Source organism: Nostoc sp. UIC 10630 (assembly GCF_010747425.1).
Classification (GTDB): Bacteria; Cyanobacteriota; Cyanobacteriia; order Cyanobacteriales; family Nostocaceae; genus Nostoc.
The window spans coordinates 17,443-41,322 of the sequence record NZ_JAAGOG010000001.1; the positions used below are offsets into that span (position 1 = coordinate 17,443).

General features: G+C 41.3%; 22 protein-coding genes. 11 read left to right on the forward strand and 11 right to left on the reverse strand.

The window, feature by feature from the left end; translation table 11 throughout:
• Nucleotides 1–29 precede the first annotated feature (29 nt).
• Both G1O98_RS00090 and G1O98_RS00095 read right to left on the reverse strand, forming a co-directional pair.
• A complete protein-coding gene (locus tag G1O98_RS00090; protein ID WP_163926601.1) occupies nucleotides 30–1,433 on the reverse strand; it encodes a tyrosine phenol-lyase in 1,404 nt (467 codons plus the stop codon).
• A gap of 92 nt (nucleotides 1,434–1,525) precedes the next feature.
• The gene (locus G1O98_RS00095) at nucleotides 1,526–1,765 is read right to left on the reverse strand and encodes a hypothetical protein (RefSeq protein WP_163926602.1); all 240 of its coding nucleotides are present in this window, start codon (nucleotides 1,763–1,765) and stop codon (nucleotides 1,526–1,528) included.
• Between the two features lie 430 nt (nucleotides 1,766–2,195).
• Here G1O98_RS00095 and G1O98_RS38675 point away from each other — a divergent pair, with 430 nt between their 5' ends.
• From G1O98_RS38675 to G1O98_RS00105, 3 genes are all read left to right on the forward strand, one after another.
• Entirely contained in the window at nucleotides 2,196–2,333 is a 138-nt protein-coding gene (locus G1O98_RS38675; protein WP_167306164.1) for a hypothetical protein, read from the forward strand.
• Between the two features lie 72 nt (nucleotides 2,334–2,405).
• Nucleotides 2,406–2,720, forward strand: coding sequence for an S-layer protein (locus G1O98_RS00100; protein ID WP_163926603.1), 315 nt, complete (start codon nucleotides 2,406–2,408; stop codon nucleotides 2,718–2,720).
• Between the two features lie 43 nt (nucleotides 2,721–2,763).
• The gene (locus tag G1O98_RS00105; protein ID WP_163926604.1) at nucleotides 2,764–3,285 is read left to right on the forward strand and encodes an NUDIX domain-containing protein; all 522 of its coding nucleotides are present in this window, start codon (nucleotides 2,764–2,766) and stop codon (nucleotides 3,283–3,285) included.
• On the opposite strand, the gene G1O98_RS00110 is transcribed toward G1O98_RS00105, so the two are convergent.
• Both G1O98_RS00110 and aroB read right to left on the reverse strand, forming a co-directional pair.
• Nucleotides 3,271–3,849: a Uma2 family endonuclease gene (locus G1O98_RS00110; protein ID WP_163926605.1), complete on the reverse strand. Its 579-nt coding sequence runs from the start codon at nucleotides 3,847–3,849 to the stop codon at nucleotides 3,271–3,273. The genes G1O98_RS00105 and G1O98_RS00110 overlap by 15 nt on opposite strands.
• A gap of 87 nt (nucleotides 3,850–3,936) precedes the next feature.
• Nucleotides 3,937–5,028, reverse strand: a complete 1,092-nt coding sequence (gene aroB, locus G1O98_RS00115) for a 3-dehydroquinate synthase (RefSeq protein WP_163926606.1) — start codon at nucleotides 5,026–5,028, stop codon at nucleotides 3,937–3,939.
• A gap of 164 nt (nucleotides 5,029–5,192) precedes the next feature.
• Here aroB and G1O98_RS00120 point away from each other — a divergent pair, with 164 nt between their 5' ends.
• Nucleotides 5,193–5,288 (forward strand): cytochrome b6-f complex subunit PetL, encoded by a 96-nt coding sequence (locus G1O98_RS00120; protein WP_094332720.1) that lies wholly within the window; start codon nucleotides 5,193–5,195, stop codon nucleotides 5,286–5,288.
• Nucleotides 5,289–5,365: 77 nt separating this feature from the next.
• Here G1O98_RS00120 and bioB read toward each other — a convergent pair whose 3' ends face one another.
• Complete coding sequence (bioB, locus tag G1O98_RS00125) at nucleotides 5,366–6,373, reverse strand: biotin synthase BioB (protein WP_194144442.1); 1,008 nt, start codon at nucleotides 6,371–6,373, stop codon at nucleotides 5,366–5,368.
• 350 nt (nucleotides 6,374–6,723) lie between these two features.
• Between bioB and G1O98_RS00130 the strand changes: the two genes are divergently transcribed.
• Both G1O98_RS00130 and G1O98_RS00135 read left to right on the forward strand, forming a co-directional pair.
• On the forward strand, nucleotides 6,724–7,299 hold the full coding sequence (locus tag G1O98_RS00130; protein ID WP_163926607.1) for a GNAT family N-acetyltransferase: 576 nt from the start codon (nucleotides 6,724–6,726) through the stop codon (nucleotides 7,297–7,299).
• Between the two features lie 244 nt (nucleotides 7,300–7,543).
• Nucleotides 7,544–8,029, forward strand: a complete 486-nt coding sequence (locus tag G1O98_RS00135; protein ID WP_163926608.1) for a hypothetical protein — start codon at nucleotides 7,544–7,546, stop codon at nucleotides 8,027–8,029.
• 25 nt (nucleotides 8,030–8,054) lie between these two features.
• Here G1O98_RS00135 and G1O98_RS00140 read toward each other — a convergent pair whose 3' ends face one another.
• Nucleotides 8,055–8,714 (reverse strand): SMI1/KNR4 family protein, encoded by a 660-nt coding sequence (locus tag G1O98_RS00140; protein ID WP_163926609.1) that lies wholly within the window; start codon nucleotides 8,712–8,714, stop codon nucleotides 8,055–8,057.
• A gap of 122 nt (nucleotides 8,715–8,836) precedes the next feature.
• Here G1O98_RS00140 and G1O98_RS00145 point away from each other — a divergent pair, with 122 nt between their 5' ends.
• Nucleotides 8,837–10,294, forward strand: a complete 1,458-nt coding sequence (locus tag G1O98_RS00145; RefSeq protein WP_163926610.1) for a YdiU family protein — start codon at nucleotides 8,837–8,839, stop codon at nucleotides 10,292–10,294.
• A 405-nt stretch (nucleotides 10,295–10,699) separates the two neighbouring features.
• Nucleotides 10,700–11,530, forward strand: a complete 831-nt coding sequence (locus G1O98_RS00150) for a toll/interleukin-1 receptor domain-containing protein (protein ID WP_243458302.1) — start codon at nucleotides 10,700–10,702, stop codon at nucleotides 11,528–11,530.
• A 237-nt stretch (nucleotides 11,531–11,767) separates the two neighbouring features.
• Here G1O98_RS00150 and G1O98_RS00155 read toward each other — a convergent pair whose 3' ends face one another.
• The 5 genes from G1O98_RS00155 to G1O98_RS00175 form a co-directional block, all read right to left on the reverse strand.
• Nucleotides 11,768–12,406: a histidine phosphatase family protein gene (locus tag G1O98_RS00155; RefSeq protein ID WP_163926612.1), complete on the reverse strand. Its 639-nt coding sequence runs from the start codon at nucleotides 12,404–12,406 to the stop codon at nucleotides 11,768–11,770.
• A 166-nt stretch (nucleotides 12,407–12,572) separates the two neighbouring features.
• On the reverse strand, nucleotides 12,573–14,297 hold the full coding sequence (locus G1O98_RS00160; RefSeq protein ID WP_163926613.1) for an ABC transporter ATP-binding protein: 1,725 nt from the start codon (nucleotides 14,295–14,297) through the stop codon (nucleotides 12,573–12,575).
• A gap of 529 nt (nucleotides 14,298–14,826) precedes the next feature.
• Entirely contained in the window at nucleotides 14,827–15,822 is a 996-nt protein-coding gene (locus G1O98_RS00165) for a PRC-barrel domain-containing protein (protein WP_163926614.1), read from the reverse strand.
• A 58-nt stretch (nucleotides 15,823–15,880) separates the two neighbouring features.
• Nucleotides 15,881–19,540, reverse strand: a complete 3,660-nt coding sequence (gene smc / locus G1O98_RS00170; protein ID WP_163926615.1) for a chromosome segregation protein SMC — start codon at nucleotides 19,538–19,540, stop codon at nucleotides 15,881–15,883.
• Nucleotides 19,541–19,874: 334 nt separating this feature from the next.
• Complete coding sequence (locus G1O98_RS00175; protein WP_163926616.1) at nucleotides 19,875–20,333, reverse strand: BON domain-containing protein; 459 nt, start codon at nucleotides 20,331–20,333, stop codon at nucleotides 19,875–19,877.
• A 465-nt stretch (nucleotides 20,334–20,798) separates the two neighbouring features.
• Here G1O98_RS00175 and G1O98_RS00180 point away from each other — a divergent pair, with 465 nt between their 5' ends.
• The 3 genes from G1O98_RS00180 (at nucleotide 20,799) to G1O98_RS00190 (ending at nucleotide 23,823) form a co-directional block, all read left to right on the forward strand.
• Nucleotides 20,799–21,719 (forward strand): ribonuclease D, encoded by a 921-nt coding sequence (locus tag G1O98_RS00180; protein WP_163926617.1) that lies wholly within the window; start codon nucleotides 20,799–20,801, stop codon nucleotides 21,717–21,719.
• A 368-nt stretch (nucleotides 21,720–22,087) separates the two neighbouring features.
• Nucleotides 22,088–22,930 carry a tetratricopeptide repeat protein gene (locus G1O98_RS00185; RefSeq protein ID WP_163926618.1) on the forward strand — a complete coding sequence of 281 codons (843 nt, stop codon included), beginning with the start codon at nucleotides 22,088–22,090 and terminating at the stop codon, nucleotides 22,928–22,930.
• 191 nt (nucleotides 22,931–23,121) lie between these two features.
• The gene (locus tag G1O98_RS00190) at nucleotides 23,122–23,823 is read left to right on the forward strand and encodes a Uma2 family endonuclease (RefSeq protein ID WP_163926619.1); all 702 of its coding nucleotides are present in this window, start codon (nucleotides 23,122–23,124) and stop codon (nucleotides 23,821–23,823) included.
• Nucleotides 23,824–23,880 lie beyond the last annotated feature (57 nt).

Here is a 23,880-nt window from a genome sequence, read left to right on the forward strand (position 1 = left end):
ACCCCTGCCTCTTCAGCCCAATCCTCCTATTACTGCAATTCAAACCTTGCTTGAAAGAAGCGGAGATACTTCGGCTCATAAATCATTTTGAGTCCGCGTAGGCGATCGCGATTATGATAAACTTCTTCAACTGCTTCAGCAGTCAAATCCATGTGAGCCTGGGTGTAAACCCGGCGTGGAATAGTTAAACGGACTAACTCTAACTCTGGATAATAATTATCGCCTGTTTCTTTATTGCGCCCTGCGGAAACGATGCCCCGTTCCATTGCCCGAATGCCTGCCTCTAGATACAGTTCTGCTGCTAGACGTTGTGCCGGAAATTGGTCTTGGGGAATTTGTGGTAAAAAGCGTTTGGCATCTAAATAAATGGCATGACCGCCAATCGGCACAACAATTGGAATATCCCAATCTAAAAGCTTTTGTCCGAGATACTCAATCTGACCGACACGGGCACGAATATGATCGTCTTGAACTGATTCTTCTATACCCCGTGCCATAGCTTCCATATCCCGGCCAGCCATACCACCGTAAGTATGCAGACCTTCATAAATGACTATTAGATTACGTGCTTCTTCGTAAAGATTATAGTCATTGAGAGCCAGCCAACCGCCAATGTTAACTAGTGCATCTTTCTTGCCGCTCATGGTGCAACCGTCGGTATAGGAGCAAAATTCGCGTAAGATGGTAGCGATCGCCTGATTGGAATAATCCTCTTCCCTCTGCTGGATAAAGTAAGCGTTTTCCACAGCGCGGGTGGCATCAAGAATAATGCGGATACCGTGGGTTTGAGCTAACTGATGTACCGCCCGCAGGTTAGCCATAGAAATCGGCTGTCCGCCAGCCATATTCACGGTTCCGGCAACGCTAATATAGGGAATACGTTCTGCCCCAACTCGCTCAATTAGGTTTGTGAGCTTTTGTAAGTCTACATTGCCCTTGAATGGATGCAGTGATTGGGCATCGTGGGCTTCATCAATAATCACATCTACAAAAGTGCCGCCAGCCAACTCCTGATGCAGCCTGGTTGTGGTGAAATACATATTGCCAGGTACGTAGTCACCTGGTTTAATCAGTATTTGAGAAAGAATGTTTTCCGCACCACGCCCTTGATGAGTGGGTACAATATGGCGATAGCCGTAATACTTTTGGATACTTGCTTCTAAATTGTAAAAATTTTTGCTGCCGGCATAAGCTTCATCACCCAGCATCATCCCTGCCCACTGATAATCACTCATGGCGGAAGTGCCGCTATCAGTGAGCAAATCAATATAGACATCTTCAGAACGTAGTAGAAAAGTATTGTAACCCGCTTGTGCGATCGCTTGTTCGCGTTCAGCGCGAGTAGTGATTTTTAATGGCTCAACTACCTTAATTTTATATGGCTCTGCCCAAGAGCGACGGCGGCGCGGAGAAGTTTGCTTGGCATCGGTCATAGATTCATTGCTCCTTCATGCAGGTAAGGCAAATATTTGCATACCATTTTGGGTGCTAATAGTTGCTGTTGCCAAGACCGTCATAAGTACTTTTAGCGTTCTTTAGGGGCACACCACTGAGCTATTGGTTCAATTCGTGCTTGCTGGATCAATTCCAAAACTTGTGATTTATTACAACTATAGGTAGATGTTAATAATTCCTCACCTTGTTTTTTGGCATCCTCGGCTGATATACCAAAGGTCATAATTTCTTCGTCTTGGTTAGCTGTAATTTTCTCAACTGGAATAACACAGATATATTGCGGTTCATTATGTCTTATTTGTTGCACCATTATTTACCTACCATTTCACTATTAGTTGTATCTATTTTAAAGTCTAAATAAATCACGAGTGAAAGTGAAACATAATCAGTATTTAAGTAGTTTTTGGTTAAAAAAATACTAGTTTTTACACATGGTTAAGGCAACGTTAAGAATTCTCTCAAAATTGCCAAATTTCTAAGTGTAAACAGTTACGTATGGGAAAATAAAGTTAAGCATCAACAAATATCTTTTTGTAAATTTTTGTTTATTAGATCGGTAATGCGTTAAGACACACGCTTTATCGTAAACATCCCTAAACGGATTAATTTAAATCTCTGTTGATTAGTCTTTGGGAATTAGCAAATCAAGGCTGATATTCCTAAAAATGAACTTTTCTTTGCTCAATACAGGCTTCATACCTTGAGTAATTGCAAGTTTAATAAAAATTGGAGGTTATAAAATGGCAATTCGAAATAACTTAGTTAACAATTTCTGGCAAAGAGTACAACAAGATTCAGTTAGTTGGGGTTCGTTAGCTCTTTGGATCAGTGGATTAGTTGTTCTATTAGTAATGCTTACCATGTTTTCTAACGCTTAGGTTATTCTAGTTTCTGGGCAACAGCCCAGGAACTAACATCTGGGAGACTTTCATCCCTAGAAAACTAAAGTTATGAACTGCAAACTTTTGGTAACAGTCGTAGTGCTAGCTACTACTAGCTTTGTTACTCCTGTTAAATCTCAAGAACCTACTACCGACACACCAGCAAAATCGAATCAAGTTTTGAATGCTTGTATCCAAAATCAAGCAGAAACTTTGCCGAATCCCTTTAGTGATGTGCCAAAAGACCATTGGGCTTTTAAAGCAGTTATGACTATGCACTATTGCGGTGCATTCCGTAAAGCTACGCCACCAGCTTTATTTAATAAATTGCAACCAACAAATAGCCAGCAGCAACCGCAGAAAGAATCGCAGTTTGAAAAATAAAATAGGAGTCTTATAACTATATTAAATAGCAGAAATGAAGCCAATGAGTGAGAAGGATTGCAGAAAGACTGTCATCCAAACAGGCCAAAAAGTCAATTTTGTAGATATTGGCAGTTCATTTTTGCCTGCCTTTGAAAAGATAACGAGTGTTCTAGTCGTACCTTTTACCAAGGATGGTTTAATTGTATGCGCTCTCCTTGACCGTGGTATTGACCTCCCTGGGGGACATGTGCAGATAGGCGAATCTACTTGTGAGGAAACTGCAAGACGAGAAGTTATGGAGGAGGTAAAAGTAACTCTAGGAGAATTAAAACTTGTGAAATTTATCCAGTCTGATTTTTACGGTAGTCAACCTGAGCAGCTTACATACCTTGTGGTCATGACTGGATTTGTTGAGGAAATAATCTCTAACAATGGCTACGACTGTCTAAGCTTATGTACACATGAAAGTATGGGAAGAAACATTATAGATATTGATGAATTCATTTCTCAATATCAAGCAGGTAATAAAAATGATATGCGTCAAATTGTGCTAGACGCAAAAAGTGTGCTATTCAACATTTAATGGTATTTTCGCCTTTTGAAACACCTGCTCAACAGTAAATTCGAGTCCCTCAAATAGGGAATCTGTAAGTAATTCGTCTCCCATATAAGTTTGTGGTGCTGCATCTGGATAAAAAACAGTAATACTTCTGGCTTTACTATCTACCACCCACACTCGCAGCACCTTAGCATCCAAATAGTCTTTGGCTTTAGCTGCCATTTGTCCAAAGGTTTGTCCGGGTGAAATAATTTCAATTACCAAATCGGGAGGAACAGAACATACTCCTTCTTGTTCCCAATCCGGGGGTAAACGTTCATTGGAAATATACAAAATATCCGGTATTGGCATCCAATCTTGCCCTCGACGGGTTAAGGCGATAGCTAATTCTGGACAAACTTCTCCTTTACCTTGACAGCATTGCTCAATCAAATTGAGGAGGGCACGGGTAAGTTTAGAGTGAAATTTTTTTGGTGACATTTTAGGACTTGCATGACCATCAACAAATTCATAGGTGATATCTCCCTCGCCGGGTGGAAGATTTAGGAACTCTTGCAAAGTTAATTGATTCTTGGCTTGGAGTATCATGGCTCATTAATTCGTAATTCGTAATTCGTAATTGAAGGATAGAGTAACTAATTTTTATTCTGACTCCTGAATTCTTCTGCAAACTGTTCACATTCCCCGCAAAACTTGCCGAATAATATCAGATGGCACTTCATCGGTAACTGTAACTACACCAATCTGCGTTGGTAAAACAAACCGCACTTTTCCTGCTTTAACTTTTTTATCTAGTTGCAACGCCTCTATAATTCCTTCAATATCCAACCCAGATGGTAACTGAGTCGGTAAACCTGTTTTTTGAATTAAAGCATTTTGACGTTCTGTGTCTTCCTTTTGCCACATTCCCAATTCCACAGCAATTTGACCGGCTGCTACCATACCAATAGCCACTGCTTCACCGTGATTCACTAAACGATAACCAGTCAAGCTTTCCACTGCATGGCCGATGGTATGCCCATAGTTGAGAATTGCGCGTAATCCGCCTTCTTTCTCATCTTTGCTAACAACGTCAGCTTTAGCTTGACAAGAGCGCGTTAATATGCTGCTTATTAGCTCAGGTTTTACATAGCGGAGTTGGTCGAGCCGTTTACTTGCTTCCAGCTGGGCAAACAATTCAGCATCCCAAATTACACCGTACTTAATAACTTCTGCCATCCCTGCCCGAAACTCGCGCATCGGAAGAGTTTTTAAAACATCTGGGTCAATCAAAACCAAACGCGGCTGATGGAATGCCCCAATCAAGTTTTTACCGTGGGGATGATTTACGCCAGTTTTGCCACCAATTGCCGAATCTACCATTGCCAAAAGAGTTGTAGGCACTTGGACAACATTAATACCGCGCAGCCAAGTTGCGGCGGCAAAGCCAGTCATATCGCCAATCACACCTCCGCCCAAAGCCACCATCGTCGCAGAACGTTCTAGGCGGTTTTCTAAGGCGACATCATAGAGTTTTTGGATAGAATTAAGGGTTTTGTAGCGTTCACCAGGCGGTAGGGTGCAGCTAGCGACTTCAAATCCCGCAGATGTCAGGGATGTAATTGCTCTTTCCCCATAATGCTTAAAAATCGTCGGATTAGAAACTAGCAGTACTTTCTTGCCTAGCTTCAGATTGGCCATCTGTTGACCCAGTTGATCTAAACTCGAAGGTGCGATCGCAATCTCATAAGACTGCTCTGGTAAATTTACATTAATTAAAGAAGTCATTGCTCAACCCCAAACAAGCGCCCGTGGGCTGTATTCTATCGCAATCTGGGAGTGGGGGAGATGAGGCAGACAAGAATAACCATGCCCCAATGACAAATGACAAATGACAAATGACTAATAACTAATGATTCAATATATTTAGGAAGTATTGTGGAGAAAAATAAATGTTTGCAATTGCAGCTTACATCGGCTTTTTAGCTTTGTTCTTCGGTTTATCTGTCGGTCTGTTGTTCGGTCTGCGGACTGCGAAGATAATTTAACTAAAACTCTTGTGGGGCTGGCATCTTGCCTGCCCTTAGTTAGGGACGGGTGAGACACCCATCCCACAAGAAGATATTTATCCTACAACTGCTGGACTTGCTACCTTCTCCTGTCTTTGGGAAGGTGGACGCATCCCCAAACCAAGTAAATTGAGCATTTCTCGGTCAGTATCGTAATCTGGACAGGGAGTTGTCACCGTCAACATTTTGTTGTCGTCGCTAGAAAAGATAGAATTGGCTCCTGCCATAAAGCAGAAAGCTTGTTCAACTTGAGAAAGTCTAGCCCTACCAGCACTCAGACGCACATCGGAACCTGGCATTAAAATTCTGGCTGTGGCAATCATTCGCACAATATCCCAAATGGGGACATCAGGTTGATTTTCTAAGGGTGTGCCCGGTACTTGTGAAAGAATATTAATTGGCACTGACTCTGGATGCGGATGTAAATTTGCCAGAGTTTGTAACATCCCAACTCGGTCATCGACAGTTTCGCCTAAACCCAGGATACCGCCAGAACATACAGTAACATTTGTCTGACGGACATTCTCAATTGTATTCAAGCGATCGCTATAAGTTCTCGTGGTAATAATTGTGTTGTAATATTCCTGCGAGGTATCTAAGTTATGGTTGTAGGCGTAAAGTCCCGCTTCTTCTAATTTTCTGGCCTGATTCGCCGTCAACATACCCAGAGTGCAGCACACTTCTAAACCCATTGCGGTTACATCCTTGACCATTTCCAGGACTTCCTCAAATTGTGAGTTATCCCGGACTTCGCGCCAAGCAGCACCCATGCAGATGCGACTAACACCAGTTTCTTTAGCTTTCTGGGCGATGTTAACAACGGTTTCCTTTTCCAGAAGTGCTTGCGCCTTTACCTCTGTTTTATAGCGCGAAGATTGGGCGCAGTAGCTACAATCTTCTGGACAACCTCCCGTTTTAATAGATATAAGCTTACAAACTTGTATTTTTGTTGGGTCATGATATTGGCGATGCACGCTAGCAGCTTGATAAATAAGCTCTAGCAATGGCATATTGTATATCGCCCGAATCTCTAATTCCTGCCAATCGTAGCGTATTCCCACCACATCACTATCCTTCTTGTAGACTGGGTTGAATCTTGAGCTGTCTTTTGGTTGAATTTCCTGCGGTACAGCGTTTGGGCAAAGCGATTTTATCGAAGTTATGCCCCGCACTGTGCTTTATCACCCATTGGCTCTCAATCCTTGCGCTCTAGATATTAGACATCAGCTTATCAAGATTTTGGTGGAATGGCAGATTACCAGCAAAAATACTCACCCTATCTGTTGTAAAGGGCATTGTGTAAAGCTGTTCTGAGTAAAGAAGTGAGATTCCTCTCTAACTGCTGCTGCTAAACCGTAGGTATGAGAGAATTTATAAAATTTAGAGAATGTGCTGGGAAGAGATCCCGTCGATTATGATATCAGAACTACCACTAATTACTAGCGATCGCCTATTATTACGAGCGGCGATTCATGAAGATATACCCCAAATTCTTAAATACTTTATTTATAACAAAACTTATCTCACCCCATTCTACCCTCTATGGGCTGATGGTTTTTTCACTGAAGAATATTGGCAATATCAGATAGAGAATAGTTTTCTCGAATTTATTAATGGGCAATCATTAAAGCTATTTATTTTTACAAAAAAAAATCCTACTGTAGTTATTGGAACCGTAAATTTTAGCAATTTTGTAAGAGGAGCCGCTCATTTTTGCTACGTGGGATATAGCCTTGCTGAAAGTAAACAAGGTAAAGGATATATGACAGAAGGGCTAAAAGCCGCAAATCAATATCTCTTTCAAGAGTTAAACTTTCACCGAGTTATGGCTAATTATATGCCTCATAATCGGCGCAGTGGCAATGTCTTAAAAAGACTCGGATTTGTCATTGAAGGATACGCTAGAGACTATTTGTTAATTAATGGACAATGGGAAGATCATATTATGACAAGTCTTACAAATACTAATTGGCAAGCACCAAAATTTTAAACAGCTATTTTCTAGTAGTGTAGAGATACCGAGCTTATTAAATAAGTTCAGTATTTCTGTATTATCTTTATACACAGCTAATTAACAACATTGAGACATTAGCTTGCAATATCTATAAATTCATAGTAAATCCATAATAAATACACAACAACTCCACAAGAAAATGCAAGAGTAATATTTGTTCACCATCTGGCTAATGAGCCAATGGACGAATTTCTTTTAGATGATTGAGGAGTTTTTCAAAATGTCTATTAATTCTATAAAGCGTTTATCTGTATTTTCTACTATCTTCGCTTTTACTACCATATTGCACGGAGTTGTTTTGGCAGCACCAGTTCCAACTTCCCACACTACAAAAGGTTTAACAACTCAGAATAGTCCTACAGCACACCAAAAACTTAATATTACAAAGCAACAGCGCTTACAAATCCAGCTTGCTCGCCAGCAAAGAGATAAGAATATTGAAACTCTATTAAACCCGTCTCAAGCCACTAAATTTAAGGCAGCGTTGCAATCCCGTCAGAGAATTAGAATAGTGTTAAAATCTTTGGATCTGAATCAAGATCAACAAAAACAGGTTCAATCAATTTTGCAAACTTATAACCAACAAGTAAGACAAATTCTATCTTCACAGGCATCACAACCAACATCAAACTCAGTAGGAATTACTTCACCAACATCAAATCCAGTAGGAACTACTCAACCAGTATCGCAACCAATTAAAAAGTAAAAAACTCAGTTTGATTTAATTAAGCTTAAGTTTCCGAAGACTGGCGGATTTGATGCAAACTTCGGTTAAGCCAGTCTTCATACCAATCATAAAAACTTAAAGGCTGCCCCTGGTCGCTATTTGGATGAGAATCATCAGGGTCGGTATCATGGAAAAAACTACAAAAATCCAAAGAAGCAGGATATATTCCATTATCATTAGTACGGTCATCTATCCAGATTTTTCCTGACTGCTCCCCGGTAATGACTAATATCGCATCAATTCCACAACCATAAGTTGTAATGGTGAGAGTACCCTGGATAAACTTATTGTCAAAGTAAGCATCATTTCTATTGTTGACAATCAAATCTAAATCATTCCACGCTTCTGTTAAAGGAAATGGTTTAGAGAGAATTTCGTACTTCTCTTGGTATAGTTTTTCTGCGATGACATCTTCATATTCAATTCCCGATAGTCCAGATAAGCCGTATCCTGGCCCCGCACCACCATTGCCAATTTCTAACAGAAAGTTTTTATATTCACTTGGTAAACTAATATTGCATCTGGATTCAAACAGTTGAATATCTTTGTTACTCAAGCAAGGTTTTAATTGATATTGGTGTGATTCTGAGCCAAAAACCTCAAATGTAGCGTCTAAAATAGCTAATTGAGTTAATTTTTTCTTTAATTGCAAAACTTTATTCATTATGCACTCTAGATTTTAATGGTGGCGCTGCCATATTTTAGATATGGGTCGCTTTTTGTGTCTATGCTGATGTTGAAGCCAGAGGTAGTATTAAGGGAAGAATGAATTAAGCTTTGCTTGTAATGACTCTGGCTGAAACTCCAAACTACAAAAATTCTAGCAATCCTCTTCTCTCCCTCAACTACGAAAGCGCCTTAGAATCTCTAGGTGATGACTACTATGATGAGGTGGCAGCAGCAGAATTTCCCCAACACCTCTTGCGTTGGCGTAACGATGCACTACTACCTCGTTTGGGTTTAGACCCTCAAGTAGTTAAAGACGAAGATTTCATCACAGCTTTTGGCCAGTTTCAGGGGCGCAAACCCTTGTTAGCACTACGTTACCACGGCTATCAATTTGGTGAATATAACGGACAGCTGGGTGATGGTAGAGGCTTTCTCTATGGACAAGTCCGCGCCACTGATGGCGAATTATACGATTTTGGTACAAAAGGCTCTGGGAGAACGCCCTACTCCCGTGGAGGCGATGGGATGCTCACGCTCAAAGGTGGGGTGCGGGAAGTTCTGGCTGCGGAAGCACTGCACCACTTGGGTGTACGTACCTCGCGCTGTTTGAGCATGATTGAAACAGGTTTACCCCTCTGGCGGGGCGATGAACCTTCACCTACCCGCTCATCTGTGATGATTAGAATGAGCAGTTCTCATATTCGGTTTGGCACTTTTGAGCGACTGCACTATTTTCAGCGTCCAGATTTAACTAAGAAGCTGTTAGACCACGTAATTGAGCAATATTATCGACACTTAAGCGCTGAACAAGATAAATATGTCTTGTTTTACGCCGAATTAGTGAAACGAGTTGCAGAACTAGTAGCGCAGTGGATGGCGGCTGGCTTTTGTCATGCAGTCCTAAATACTGACAATATGTCAATCACTGGAGAGAGTTTTGACTATGGCCCTTACGCGTTTATCCCAACTTATAACCCATCCTTTATAGCTGCATATTTTGATTATTATGGACGCTATTGTTACGGCAATCAACCAAGTATTTGTCAGTTGAATTTACAAATGCTCCAAGAACCTTTAAAGGCGATTCTTGATAAGGAGGAAATGGAAGCGGCATTAGAAAGGTTTGATGAGTATTATCAAGCTGAATACAGTTCTTTGATGTTGAAAAAGTTAGGTTTTGTGGAATTGTCACACCCACAAGCTGCGGAATTGTTGAATCTAACGGTTGAATTCTTGAAAGATAGCCAAGTTGGTTATCACCAGTTTTTTTATGAGATGGCTCGGACTTTTTCATCAAAATGGCGAGATGAGCCAGGTTTTGTGATGAATAATTCAGATATTGTGCCAGTACCGGGTGCGTCGGGAATTTTTGATGATTGGTGCATACTATACCATAAAATGTTGAATGATTTTGATAGCGATCGCACCGATGTAATTGGCCAAACACTAGCTGTTCATAATCCTAAAACGGCACTATTAAGACCTGTGATTGAGTCTACTTGGGAAGCAATTGCTCAAGAAGATAATTGGCAACCTTTTTATGAGTTAATCCAGGCAATTCAGTCTAGAAAATAGTAAAATCACACCTATTTTCTTTTTAATCTGGACAGCTGATTGAGATTATATCTGGTGTAATTTACACGACTAATAATCTGATAAGAGACGTTGCAATGCAACGTCTCTACAAAAATTTTTAACTAAATTGTATAGACATAGCAATCCTAATTAAATTGCGAGAAAATACGTAGGTCGGTTATCAAATATAAAAGTAAAATTTTATTCAGCCTTAGTGATTAGAAATCACGGCTATACAGACTAAACTCCAAAGTTCTGATGCTCTAAAACCTACCTCAGAATTATTTTTGCCTGCGTTGGTTATTTTTTCAGTCCACGTAGATGGACAATAGTTTATGTAGTAGCGAATTTTATTCACTTATTAGTTCTAAATTTCTCTATCGCATATTAGAAAACCTTAAAAAAATGAATCAGATATATATATCTTATGCATGGAAAGATAACAAGAGTGAATTAAGTAGTCAACGCGAAGAATTAGTGGATAAAATTTGCACTGCACTTATTTCTGAACGTTACAACTTAATTCGCGATCGCAACTATTTAACGCTAGGTAAGAGTATACACGACTTCATGCAGGAAATCGGGCGCGGAAACTATGTAATTGTCGTTGTCAGCGACAAATATTTGCGCTCTGAATACTGTATGTTTGAAGCTGTTGAAATCATGAAGCGCAAGGATTATGAACAAAAAGTTTTTCCTGTGGTTTTACAGGATGCTAATGTTTATACCAAAGAAGGTAAGACTGAGTATATAAAATATTGGAAGCAACAGAGTGAAACACTAAAACAACTTATGGGTTCAGAACTATCTGCTCATGAAGATTCTGCAATGTATAATGTTGCTGAAAAAATTATGGAAATTTCCCAGAAGATTGATGAATTCATGTTTTTTATCTCGGATAAATTAAGCATTGATCCGTCTCAAAACTTTAATGGATTTATCAATCAGCTTACTGATGCTATTAAAAATGATGCTGTTAAACTCAGAAGCAAAAAGAGTATTTTAGTTGCAGGAACAGGATTTTTTGATGGCGATGCCAAAAAAGTATTCGATGAAATGCTGGCAAATTGGGATAGTAAATTAATGGGAAATATCTCACCGGAAAAATTTAAGTCACTAAATCAATATATCAATGACCCTTCAACAGCAGAAGATGTAGTCAATGATGTTATGGACATCGTTAACGAAATTATTTTTGCAAAAACTATGCTAAATACCCAGGGTAAGCTCATCTAATTTGGTATTTTGAAAGGCTGCTATCCCTTCTTGACAAGTCATGTCAAACCCGGCTTGCATCCCACTCATAACAAAAGTTTTTGCTAATTAAACCTCATTTATGTTGAAACCTAGAGTTTTTTAAAAGATATATTTATGTAGGTTGGGTGGAGTGAAACGCAACCCAACATTACCACCAAATTTTATGTTGGGTTACGCTATCGCTGCACCCAACCTACAAAACTAGGATTCTCAAGTTTATGTTCCCGGACGAGAGCGAATATGATCGGGTATATGATGGCGATCGCCTAATATTTCTAACAAAGGGCCATTAACGTCAAATTTAACCATACTTACCGACGCGACCAAAATATTCACCCGATAGCGATAGCGCCCCAAATCAATTCCCAGTAAACTGCAAAGCATAATCCGAATCGTGGCTTTATGGGAAACCACTAAAACATTACCTTGGTGATGTTTTTCTTGAATTTCAGCAATTACAGGCATAGAACGGTTAGCAATATCTACCGCAGTTTCTCCACCTAGTGGTGCATTCCAAGCGGGTTCTGTCAACCATTTTACATAGTTTTCTGCGTAATTCTCTTGAGCAAACGATTTACTCTTCCTTTCCCATTCGCCGTAACTACCTTCTCTAAGTCCGTCACGCAACTGCATATCCATACCGATAGCATCACAAAATGGCTTGGCAGTTGCAATTGTGCGCTTCATCGGGCTAACATAAACAGCTTCCCACTTCAATTTTTGATAAACATCGGCAAAACCGGATGCCATCTGCATCCCTTCTGTTGTCAACTCCGCATCAGTTTCACCGCAGAAATTACCACTTTGACTAAAAGTAGTTTCTCCATGTCGCAGTAAATATAAATTGAGTGTCATGGCTTATATCGCGATTGGGATAAAGGAGTTGGTGCAAAAACAAAGTACCATCAATCTCGGAATCGATTATGTGACACCAGGACAAAGTAATCAACCAAAAAAGTCAATCCAACACAAACTTTTAAAAAGTTCTACTTTTCTCTAAGCCTCTGTGTATTCTGTACTGCTAACTAAATTGCTGGGCATAAAACCGCGCGTAGCGATGCTCTAGAGCTAATAATTCTTCATGGGTTCCTGATTCAACAATTTGTCCCTGTTCGAGAACTAAAATACGATCGCACCGTCTCACGGTTGATAAACGGTGAGCAATAATAAATACTGTGCGTTTTTGCATCAGTCTTTCCAGCGCTTCCTGTACCAGTGCTTCTGATTCAGAGTCTAATGCTGATGTCGCCTCATCAAGAATCAAGATTTGGGGATTGAGGAGAACCGCACGAGCGATCGCAATTCTTTGTCTTTGTCCTCCTGATAAGTTTACCCCACGTTCGCCTACCCAGGTCTGATAACCCTCTGGTAGTTGGCTAATGAACTGATGAGCATTAGCAATTTTCGCCGCCTCTTTCACTGCTTCCATGTCAAAAACATCTTGTCCAAAAGCGATATTTTGGGCAATTGTCCCCGAAAACATGATGGTTTCTTGCGGAACAATCCCAATTTGTCGCCGCAGACTATGCAGCTTCACATCCCGAATATCAACATCGTCAATGAAAATTTGACCAACTTCCGGGTCGTAAAAACGGGGGAGGAGATTGACAAATGTGGTTTTACCAGCACCCGAAGCACCCACAAGAGCGATCGCTTCACCTGGTGATACCAATAAACTGATATCTTTTAATACGGGTTCACCTGGCTTATAGGCAAAGGAAATATGACGATATTCTATTTTGCCTTTGACTGGGGGGAGAGCGATCGCATTGATCTTTTCTATCACCGTCGGCTGAATTGCCATCAATTCAAAAACGCGGTCAACAGATGCTTCACCCTGCTTAAATTCGTTGTAGTTGTTAGTAGTATGACCAATGGGATCAATTAACAGCGCCGCCGCCGCCAGATAGCTGAAAAAATTCGCCACTGTTAAGTTATTCTGGGAAATTTGCCACGCTCCCACAATCAGTAACGATAACGCACTTAAAGCTTCCAGAAATCCCACAATGGGAATCTGAATCGCTTTCAGGCGTTCGGCTGAATATTTAGCTTTGAGACTGCGTTCTGCTTCATGGCCAAAGCGGGCGATTTCGTAATTTTCGGCTGCAAAAGCCTGTACCAAACGAATACCGTTGAAAACTTCCGCGAGAATGGCTGATAAACCCGACACGCGATTTTGACTTTTTAAGGAATACTTGCGTAAACGTTCACCAAACCAGCCAACTAAAATACCCATTAACGGCGCAACTATCACCGTTGCTAATGTCAGTTGCCAATTCAGATAAATCATGTAAATCGGAATTGCCAACAACTGCAAAATGCAGGGGATAAAGTCGTGAAATCCTTTATTTACCACTTCGCCAATGCGGTCAACATCTTCCGTGAGGCGGTAAGATAAATCACCTGCTTTTGCAGTTTCAAAATAGCTGAGATTTAGCTTTTGCAGATGGGCGTAGACTTGCTGACGGAGATAAAAAGCAACTCTCAAAGAAGCTTTCGCCATGTACATATCTTGTATAGACTGAAACAAGCCTCTGACAAGAAAGACTAAGGCACAACTGCCAGTTATTTGAGCGATCGCTACTACATTACCCTGTGCAAAGGGAATTGCCAATTTACCGGCAAGATTTATCAACACTAATGTCGCCAGCACGTATCCCAAGATACCAATAAGTCCCTTGGCGATGGTTTTCCACTGGAGTCGGATATAAGGCAGTAGTTGCCAGTAATTAGAACGCGTTTTCAAGCTCGAAAGTCCACAACGATATTTTTCCTTTGTTTGACGCTAGCAGCTTTTGGGGAGTTTCTGAACAATAACCGTAAGTCGATGCCTAGACATTTGGCTCACCATTTAGCTTCAGGTCGCCATATTCCTGGAATTTTCACCATAGATGCAAACTAAAGCATTGGACAAATTGTTGAAGATTCGTTTGAGGATGAATACCAGGATCGAATTGAATATCTACCTCTAAGCCAATAGGTTAAGACAAGAGACGGCGATTTATCGCGTCTTTATGATCATTCATCGCGTCGCGTCTTTGCGATCTAGAATTTTCATCAAAAAACCTTAACCGAACCAAGTATTGCTTCCACACCTCACTTATCCTAAAAAATTAGCCCCCTCCTTACTTACAAGGAGAGGGCTAAACTTATCTGAGAAATAATTCGTAATTTTCCTGTTGAATTACGAACTACGTTAGCGTAGCGGTAGCGAGTCCGCGATAGTGAAGCGTTAGCGACGCAGGAGCGTCGCGTCATTACGAATTACGAATTAATTAATATCCGCCTTCTTCTTCGTATTCTGGCTGTCTTTCCTTAACTTTCTTGGGAATATTCACAGGCTTCGGCTCATCTTCCCAAGCATCGCCGTCTACGTCGTCATAATCATCGTATTCATCAACATAAGGCTTGCTGTAAGGCTTGGCTTCATACTTTAGCGGCTGCGGTTGTTGATACCTGTCGTTGCCTGTTGCTTCACTCCAGTTATCTTCTTCCTCGTCTTCTTCGTATTGAATAGATTCATACTGCCGCGCCTTCATTACCTGACGCTGTGGCCTTTCTTCTTCCACATAGTCTTCATTCCATTCTTCTTCCCGCGCTACGGGTTCGGGGGCGCGAACTCTCTGCTTGGGTGGCTGCAATGGCACACCACTAGGGAGTTGATTACCTGGTGCAACTTGGCGTGGTGGGGTATAGCCGTATTCTTCTTCTGCATCCCTCTCCCACGGCGCTTTGCCGATACCTAAACGCTCTAGTAAACCAGTTGTCAACTGATTCACCCGTTCTTCAACTCCCTCAAACACAATCAACCGATTGGGGCCAGTACTGACAATTTCATCTACTGAGAACTCGTAAGTACTCAAAAATTGGTCGGGAATTTGGGGTAATCCTAAAGAAGCGATGACTATAGAGTTAAGCTTCCCGGTTTCGCCGTTGAACTTGAAGCCCCGGACTTTGCCTAATACTTCACCTGTTTCTGTAATTACTTCCCAGTTAATCAGATTGCTGAGAGATTCAACTTCGATATCTTCTATTACATCTTCGTTATCAACTAAGATGACATCACCAATCTGGCTGATGTTGTTGAGGTACATGTAGCGCGGTATGCCCGAAATGGAGATCAGGCTGTCTCGCAAACCAAGAGCCACAACCTCTCGTTGATCAATATCAACCCATACTTGACTGATGATGCCTAGCCGCTTGCCATTGTCGCGGGTAATCACCTGGGTGTTTAATATATCGGAACGTCTAATTATCTGTTCGGAGGTCATTCTATACCGAGTCCTGATCTCGAATCCGGTTTGTCTATACACTATTATTAACAAAAACTCAAGCAGATGTATTGGATGATTGTAATTTAATCCCCAAAACTTGAGTGTAGGCTCCTCGTGCTTGAGTAACGCCAATTGTGCGTTCGGCTGATTCTATCATCGGACGACGCAAACTCACAACTATAAATTGGGCTTGTTGTGACTGTTGCTTAATCATTTTAGCTAATCGTTCTACGTTTGCCCCATCTAAGAACATATCCACTTCGTCAAAGGCGTAAAAGGGTGATGGGCGGTAGCGTTGAAGAGCAAAGATAAAGCTCAAAGCTGTAAGTGATTTTTCTCCCCCAGACATGGAAGCCAGGCGCTGTACGGGTTTGCCTTTGGGGTGCGCGACTAAATTTAATCCACTACTAAAGGGATCTTCGGGATTCTCAAGTTGCAAGAAGCCGTCGCCGTCGGAAAGAATGGCAAAAATTGATTGAAAGTTTTCGTTGACAGCATCGAACGCTTCTTTAAAAGCAAGTTGCCGCAATGTGGTAAAGTTTTCAATCCGCAAAAGTAATTCGGTGCGTTCCCCTTCAAGCGTCTCTAATTTTTGGGTCAGTTCTTGAAGACGGTTTTGAGTGCGTTCGTATTCTTCCAACGCCAGCATATTAACCGGTTCCATTGCCTGTAAGCGTTTGGTAAGCGATCGCAATTCTTTCTGCAATTCTTCCAAATCTACCTTATCTGGAACTTCCGGCAGGGGATTTGGTAATTCTGCTCCCATATCCCGCAACTGGCTTTGCAGTGCAATTAGTTCCTCCCGCCGCTTCTCTTGGGTTTCTTTGAGTTTTTCGATTTCCCATTGCAATTGTTGTTGGCGCAAAAGGTGCGATCGCACTTCCAATTCTGTAGTGTCGCGTTTTTGTTTCTCTTCTCCCAAATTCTGTTCCATTTGGCTCAACGATAAACGGGTTTGGGTGATTTGGTCGTTTATCGTTGTGATTTGTGTGGAGACGCGATGAATCGCGTCTCTACAAGAGATTTGTTGGGTTTCGTATTCGGTAATTCGCGTTTCTGCTTCTTGGATTTTTTCTTGCAAACGTTGTTGCTGATTTTCTAAATTTTTTAATCTTTGTTCAGCTTCCCGTAACGCTGTTTCACGCTGTTGCAATTGTTGCTCTTGAATTTTAATGGTTGCCTGGATTTGTTGCCATTCACTGGGGGTTTGGGATGCTTCTAACTCTGCTAGGGCGTGTCGCAATTGTTGCAGTTGAGTTTCTTGTCCCGGTAATTCCCGCTCCAAGATTTCTAATCGGGATTGAGCAGTGGCTAACTTTTCGCTGTTTTGGGCGAGTTGCGATCGCGTCCCCTCTAATTGCACTGTCAAATTCTTAATATCTTTCTGCAACTGTTCTAATTGCAACTGCTGTTCGCGCCGCGCCTGACGCGCTTCTGTTAATTCTTGCGTCAGTTTTTTGGCTCTAGCTGACAAAGTAGCGATCGCTTCAGTACAACGCTCTAAAACTCGCTCAATATCCACCAAGCGACTTCTCAAAGCGATCGCTTCATCAGATTCTGCCGCTTCACCCGTACCAAACCGCAACGCTGAACGATTGCTGTTACTACCACCAGTCATTGCACCGCTAGTTTCTAACAACTCCCCATCTAAGGTGACGATGCGATATAAACCTAAATTTTTCCGCGCCGCCTCAAGGCTGGCAAATACTACCGTGTTACCAAAAACATAGCTAAATACATCTTTGTAACGGCGATCGCAATCGACTAAGTTAACAGCATAGTTAACGAAGCCACTAGCGAAACGCAGCGTTGCATCTTGAGTAAATTTAGGAGCATGAATTTTATTTAGTGGTAAAAAAGTCGCTCTCCCGGCACGTTTCTGTTTGAGCAATTCAATCCCGGCTGCGGCTACACTATCATCTTCCACCACAATATGTCCCAAGCGTCCACCGGCGGCCATTTCTAAAGCTAGCTGATGGCGGGGTTCCACCTTTCCTAACTGCACAACTAAGCCACAAAGTCCAGGCATTCCCGATTGTAAAATAACTTTACTTGCTTGGGTTCCTTGGACTTCTTGCTGTGCTTGCGTTTGCGCCTCGATTTTATCCAACTGGCGTTGTTTTTCCCGTTGTTCAAAAAGTAACCGCTTTTGGGTTTCCTGTTGGATTTGCAATTCTTGTTCTGTGGCTGAGAGATTTTGGGCTAAATTCTGGATGGGTTCGCTAGAGGCGTTAAATTCCGTTTCAATTTGACTACATTCAGTTTGTTTTTGGGCTAATAGTGGTTCGTCGCGTTCAATTAGCTGGGTTTGCTCGGAAATTAATTGCTGTAACTGATTATTGCGTTCTGTGAGTTGTGCTTTTTCTGTACGTTGCGGTTCTAGAGTATGCAACAGAGTTTCAATTTGACGGTTGAATGCCGTTTGTTGCTGCACCCAGGCTTCCGAAGCTGAGGCGATTTCTGCGGCGGCTTCGCGGGAGGTTTCTAGAGATTGGTGGGCTTCATTCCTTTGGTGTTGGGAAGACGCGATGAATCGCGTCTCTACAATGTGTGTTTCGGCAATTTCTTCTAGGGAATGTCGGTGTTTTTGAATTTCTTGCTGAGTTTGAGTGAGACGTTTGGTAGTTTCTTGAGAAGCTGTTTCTAATTCCGTTAGCTGGCGCTGGAGTTGTTTTCGTTCGGCTTCTTGGGTGGCAAGGGTAGATTGTACCGCCAGAAGTTCATCTTCTCCCAATGCTTTGACATGGGCATTGAGTTGTTCAAGTTCAGCAGTTTTTTGGACGATTTCGGAATTTAGATTTGTGAGTTGAGTTGAGAGTTCACTAGAATTGCGATCGCCTGTTTGAATTTCGTGAACTAACTTTTCTTGTTGTGCTTGTAGCGATCGCCATGATAAAACCGCTTCCCAGGATTGTTTAGCCAGAAATTCCGTGCGGAGTTTTTGATATTTCTCAGCTTTAGCACGATCTTGGGAAAGGCGATCGCGTTGTGCAGTTAATTCTGTCTCAATAATCCGACAGCTATCTTCCTTCTCCTTCACCTCATCTAAAGTTGATTTGGCTTGAATGATTTTGCGATCGAACGCCGCCACCCCAGCCAATTCATCAATAATTTCCCGCCGTTCCCGCGCATTCATCGAGATAATACTGGTGACATCCCCTTGCAGCACCACGTTGTAGCCTTCAGGATAAACCCGCAGGTTACTTAGTTGCTGATGTAATTCTGTCAATGTGCAAGCTTCACCATTGATATAGTAATTCGACGTGTAACTTCCTTGGTGGGTGACTCGCAGCCTTCTAGTAACACTCCACTCTGCCGATTTTGGATTTTGGATTTTGGATTTTGGATTTTCTTCCCCTGCTTCCCCTGCTTCCCCTGCTCCCTCTGCCTCCCCTGCCTCCTCTACTTCCTCCCTTTGCGCCTTTGTGTCTTTGTGTGAGATTTCATCTGACAAATCAAACGTCACAGTGACACTAGCTTCAATAGAAGCGCGTCCTTTAGACGTTTGGGTGTTATTTACCAAATCTGGTAAGCGATCGGCTCGCATTCCCTTAGAACTGGAGAGTCCGAGGCAAAATAGCAGTGCATCGAGAATATTAGATTTACCTGAACCATTTGGCCCAGATATGACAGTACACCCCGGCAGCAAAGGGACTGAAGTAGTACCGCCGAAGGATTTGAAGTTGGTAAGTTCCACGCGCTTGATATGAACCATAGGCGCTGGTTAACTGGGCTAATGAAGAACAAGTGTATCAACTAATTAAAAATTCGCAAGAGGGTAGGGGAGAGAATTCAGGATTATCGTAGACGCGTAACAGCTTGTTGCAAGGCTACCACAGAGCCGCAAAGAACGCAGAGGGGGTAAGGAAAATCTTATTTCAAAGAAAAGCACAATATTCGAAGGAGTTTAGTCTTTACTACGAACTTCCTTGACAAACTAATAGAGTGGTGTGACTTAAAATTGAGCAAATAAAAAACAGGGACTTACACAAATGTAAGTCCCTGTTTGGCTTTCATGCCGATGTTAACTGAGAACTCCAGTTATTCTTTTATGGCTTTTTCACAGTTTCAACTTTTGCTTCCACCTTCACAGTCTTCACACCTTGAACTTCCTTAGCCAAAGTTTCAGCTTTCTTGAGTTCTTCAGCAGAAGTCGCTGTGCCTTTGAGGATAATTTCACCCTCTTTGTTCTCAACCTGTAACTTATTGCCTGGTAAGCCTTTGTTCAACTTGGCGCTAACTTCAGTTTTTAAGTCGCTTTTAACTTTTGTTGCTGCCGTTTTTTCAGAATCGGTTTTAACTTTAGTATCTGTGCTAGTTGCTAAAGGAGTTGTTTGTATTCCTGGAACTTTGGCAGTTTCATTTGTCTGAGAAGCAGGTTTTGCTGGTACTTGAGCAGCTTCATTAGTAGTGCTAGGAGTTTCCGAACCAGTTTTAGGAGCCTCTTGGCAGCCAAAAGTACCAACTACCAAAATGCTACTAACGATTAATAGAATTAGCTTTTTCATTATCTATCTCCGAATTGATTACTGGAAGCAATTAATTTGTGTGTCATGGTGAGGAGCAGATGTTAAAAAGCAATTAAATGTGAAGTAGCAAAAGTGTCCAAGCAATTACTCAGGTTACTGGAAATTGGAACTTGAACGATTTGTTTAGGCTAAGATTTTGCAGCCATTTTGAGAAGCACCAATTCAATTTTATTGACGGTTGCTTACCAAGATACCTCTATATACGGCCTGTAGCTCCTATGAATTTAATGTAGATGCTGAGGAACTTTTCCAATGATAAACTATGCAGCCTTAAAGTAGTGAATCGATGTTATCAGATTTGGGTCAGTTTGGCGATGTCTACGCCTATGCAGCTCAAAACTTCATCTTTTTGCAATACTGTGCCAGCAAAATTACCAACAAAATGTTACTTTAGAAAACTATGGCTTACTTAAAATGCCCTAAATATTCAGGAAATATCAGCCAATGCCCTACCTCACTTCTGCCAGCGAAATTAGTGCTATTGTCGCTGAATACACCAATGTCAAAACACTGTGGATAGATACAGAAGTAGCTGACTATAAAAGTCGTAATCCTAGATTATCGCTGATTCAGGTGTTAGATAATCCCCAAGATATGAGTGGCGATCGCGTCTATCTTTTAGATGTGCTAGATAAACCTAATATCATAGCTGAGTTTATTGAAAAAATTATGATAAATTCTGCCATTGAAAAAGTTTTTCACAATGCCAGTTATGATCTAAAATTTCTCGGTAACAAGAAAGCTAAAAATATTACTTGCACTTTAGAAATGGCAAAAAAAATTCCCTACCATATTTTGCCATTACCTAACTATCAACTCAAAACCATAGCTACAGCACTTTGTAGCTTTAACAATATCGATAAACAAGAGCAAACCAGCGATTGGGGAAAACGCCCCCTGACTGAAGAACAGATAGAGTATGCTTATCTAGATTGTATTTATCTTGCTCAAATCCACTCAAATTTATTAGGTTTACAAGCCAAAGCCAACCCAGAACCCACAACGGAAGATTTAATATCACTAAGTACTAGATACTCACAACTTGAGCAACAATGGAAGTTGTTGAATTCAGAATTTGAGCATTTGCAAGAACGTATGAAAAAAGCGATGCAAGCTCAGAATATATCTGAAACTTATTATCATAAGCTGACTAGTTACGATCGCACTACAGTCAAAGCTACTTTTTCAGAATTGGCCAGGCTAGCACAAACCCAAGATATTGATTTAGATTTTCCCATCACACTAACTCAGAAACTCCAAAAAGATTTAGGCCCAAATCTAGAACAACTGTCTGTAGATATTGAAAAAACTACCTCTTGGCGGCTAACTCCGAAAGCTCAAGAGAGTGAAAAAGAAGATGAGTAAATTGTCCATAAGGCTACCAATGTCAGAATTTATGGAGTTATTGTTTATAGCAAATCTTAAGATTTCAAATATATTTTTTTCAAAAAGTATCTTAAAAAACATGAGCTACAGTAGCTTTCTGCTCAGAAATCCATTGTCAAGAAGTAAAGAGATGACAAAAACAAAGAGCCGAATTGACAATTTTTATACTTTATAATTCATGTTTTTCCCTTAATATAACTATTAAATAAATATATTGAATATCTGGTAAATTTGTTAATTGACTTGAAACGTCTATCCAAAGTTAGAATAACCATTGAGTTAAAGAATTAAAATCTAGATTTTGGTTACTAATTACGTTCAGGTGTTATGGCAGTTTATATTAAATTATGAGACGGCGTTTATTTAGACAAAAGCGAACAAGGGTAAATCAAGTATTTACTATAGCTATTTTTACTACATTGACAGCAATTAGCAGTGTTTCTTGTAGCAAGAATGACAGTGTTTTGGTGACAGAAATAGGAGTTAGTACACCTAGCCGTCGTTCAGCTACAGCATCCAGAGGTGGGGAATTCTATCTTCAGGGAAAGAATCAGCATTTAAACGGCGATTTACAAGCTGCGATCGCTTCCTATAGTAAGGCAATTAGTCAAAACTCTCAATATGGCGCAGCCTACAACGGTCGGGGATTAGCCTACTTTGATTTGGGGGACAAGGAAAAAGCGATCGCAGATTACAATCAAGCCCTCCGCATCAACCCTAACGACGCTGAAGCTTACAATAACCTGGGCAATGCCCGCGCCTCACTAGAAGGTAACAGAGAAGCAGTTAAAGATTATAGTGAAGCGATTCGCCTTAATCCCAACTACGCCGAAGCCTACAACAACCGGGGAAATGCCCGCGCCGCCAATGGAGACAGAAAAGGGGCAATAGACGATCTCGGTCAAGCGATTCGCCTTAATCCCAGATATGCGATCGCCTATAATAACCGAGGAAATGCCCGTGCTGCCAATGGAGATCCAACGGGTGCGATCGCAGATTACAATCAAGCCATTCGCCTCAACCCTAACTTTGCCCCTGCCTACAATAACCGAGGAAATGCCCGCGCCACCAATGGAGATAGACAGGGGGCACTCAAGGATTTAGAAAAAGCAGCGAGCATTTTTCAAAGTCAGGGTAACAACGACTTATACCAACAAGTGATGAAAAATATCAAAGAACTGAGACAGTAGGCAAAGGGACAGGGGGCAGGTGTAGGTTTTTAACACCAGAAGCAAAGATGAAATACACTCAACAACTCCAGCAAGGCAAACAACGTGTTGCGATCGCTCGGCGTAGATCCTGATTCTCTCATTTAAATTGCTATCAGAATTCATTAATAGAATTAAAGATGTAGTCATAATTGAGGAACGGGAAATCAATCATGCTAAATTACGATCCATTAGCTTGTTTGCCTTCATCAGAGGAACTACCAGACTCTGACGATACCCCCGTGGATAATGAATTACAAGATTTGATTCCCGGCTTACTGAAAACGCTTTTGGCAATGGCTTGGCCAGAACGTATGGATTGGTTTTTTGGCGTAGATATGGGTATTTATTACGATCCAGACTTACCGCCAATAGTACCAGATGGGTTTTTGAGTCTGGGCGTAGAGCGATTTTATGATGAAAACCTCCGCCCCAGTTATGTGCTTTGGGAAGAGAGAAAAGTACCGATATTAGCGTTGGAAGTAATATCTCAAAACTACCGTGGCGAATACTCAACTAAGAAAGCGGAGTATGCAAAACTAGGGATTTTATATTATGTAGTCTACAATCCATTTCGTCGCCGAAAGCCACGGTTGGAAGTATACAAATTAATTAATGGTGATTACACTGCACTAGAAGATGGTAGTCCGGTTTGGCTACCAGAGATTGGTTTAGGAATTGGCATGGAACGAGGAACTTATCTGGGCATTCCCCGCGAGTGGTTGTATTGGTACGATCGCCAAGGGCAAAGGCTTTTAACACCAGAAGAGCAAGCAAAATTTGCTCAACAACAAGCCCAGGAAGTCCAGCAACGTGCCGAATTGCTAGCCCAAAGATTAAGATCGCTCGGCATAGATCCAGATTCTCTCACCTGAATTCCTGTAAGGAAACTCCAACAAATAAATTACTACTACTTGTGGGGTGGGCATCTT

Excerpts from the sequence above, each read along its gene's own strand:
- smc (WP_163926615.1), bottom strand. The coding sequence starts at position 19,540 with ATGGTTCATATCAAGCGCGTGGAACTTACCAACTTCAAATCCTTCGGC.
- G1O98_RS00155 (WP_163926612.1), bottom strand. The coding sequence starts at position 12,406 with ATGACACTCAATTTATATTTACTGCGACATGGAGAAACTACTTTTAGT.
- G1O98_RS00095 (WP_163926602.1), bottom strand. The coding sequence starts at position 1,765 with ATGGTGCAACAAATAAGACATAATGAACCGCAATATATCTGTGTTATT.
- G1O98_RS00135 (WP_163926608.1), top strand. The coding sequence starts at position 7,544 with ATGTCTATTAATTCTATAAAGCGTTTATCTGTATTTTCTACTATCTTC.
- G1O98_RS38675 (WP_167306164.1), top strand. The coding sequence starts at position 2,196 with ATGGCAATTCGAAATAACTTAGTTAACAATTTCTGGCAAAGAGTACAA.
- G1O98_RS00165 (WP_163926614.1), bottom strand. The coding sequence starts at position 15,822 with ATGACCTCCGAACAGATAATTAGACGTTCCGATATATTAAACACCCAG.
- G1O98_RS00120 (WP_094332720.1), top strand. The coding sequence starts at position 5,193 with ATGTTTGCAATTGCAGCTTACATCGGCTTTTTAGCTTTGTTCTTCGGT.
- G1O98_RS00180 (WP_163926617.1), top strand. The coding sequence starts at position 20,799 with ATGCCCTACCTCACTTCTGCCAGCGAAATTAGTGCTATTGTCGCTGAA.
- G1O98_RS00105 (WP_163926604.1), top strand. The coding sequence starts at position 2,764 with ATGAGTGAGAAGGATTGCAGAAAGACTGTCATCCAAACAGGCCAAAAA.
- G1O98_RS00175 (WP_163926616.1), bottom strand. The coding sequence starts at position 20,333 with ATGAAAAAGCTAATTCTATTAATCGTTAGTAGCATTTTGGTAGTTGGT.
- G1O98_RS00140 (WP_163926609.1), bottom strand. The coding sequence starts at position 8,714 with ATGAATAAAGTTTTGCAATTAAAGAAAAAATTAACTCAATTAGCTATT.
- G1O98_RS00150 (WP_243458302.1), top strand. The coding sequence starts at position 10,700 with ATGAATCAGATATATATATCTTATGCATGGAAAGATAACAAGAGTGAA.
- G1O98_RS00090 (WP_163926601.1), bottom strand. The coding sequence starts at position 1,433 with ATGACCGATGCCAAGCAAACTTCTCCGCGCCGCCGTCGCTCTTGGGCA.
- G1O98_RS00145 (WP_163926610.1), top strand. The coding sequence starts at position 8,837 with ATGACTCTGGCTGAAACTCCAAACTACAAAAATTCTAGCAATCCTCTT.
- G1O98_RS00110 (WP_163926605.1), bottom strand. The coding sequence starts at position 3,849 with ATGATACTCCAAGCCAAGAATCAATTAACTTTGCAAGAGTTCCTAAAT.
- G1O98_RS00130 (WP_163926607.1), top strand. The coding sequence starts at position 6,724 with ATGATATCAGAACTACCACTAATTACTAGCGATCGCCTATTATTACGA.
- G1O98_RS00100 (WP_163926603.1), top strand. The coding sequence starts at position 2,406 with ATGAACTGCAAACTTTTGGTAACAGTCGTAGTGCTAGCTACTACTAGC.
- aroB (WP_163926606.1), bottom strand. The coding sequence starts at position 5,028 with ATGACTTCTTTAATTAATGTAAATTTACCAGAGCAGTCTTATGAGATT.
- G1O98_RS00190 (WP_163926619.1), top strand. The coding sequence starts at position 23,122 with ATGCTAAATTACGATCCATTAGCTTGTTTGCCTTCATCAGAGGAACTA.
- G1O98_RS00185 (WP_163926618.1), top strand. The coding sequence starts at position 22,088 with ATGAGACGGCGTTTATTTAGACAAAAGCGAACAAGGGTAAATCAAGTA.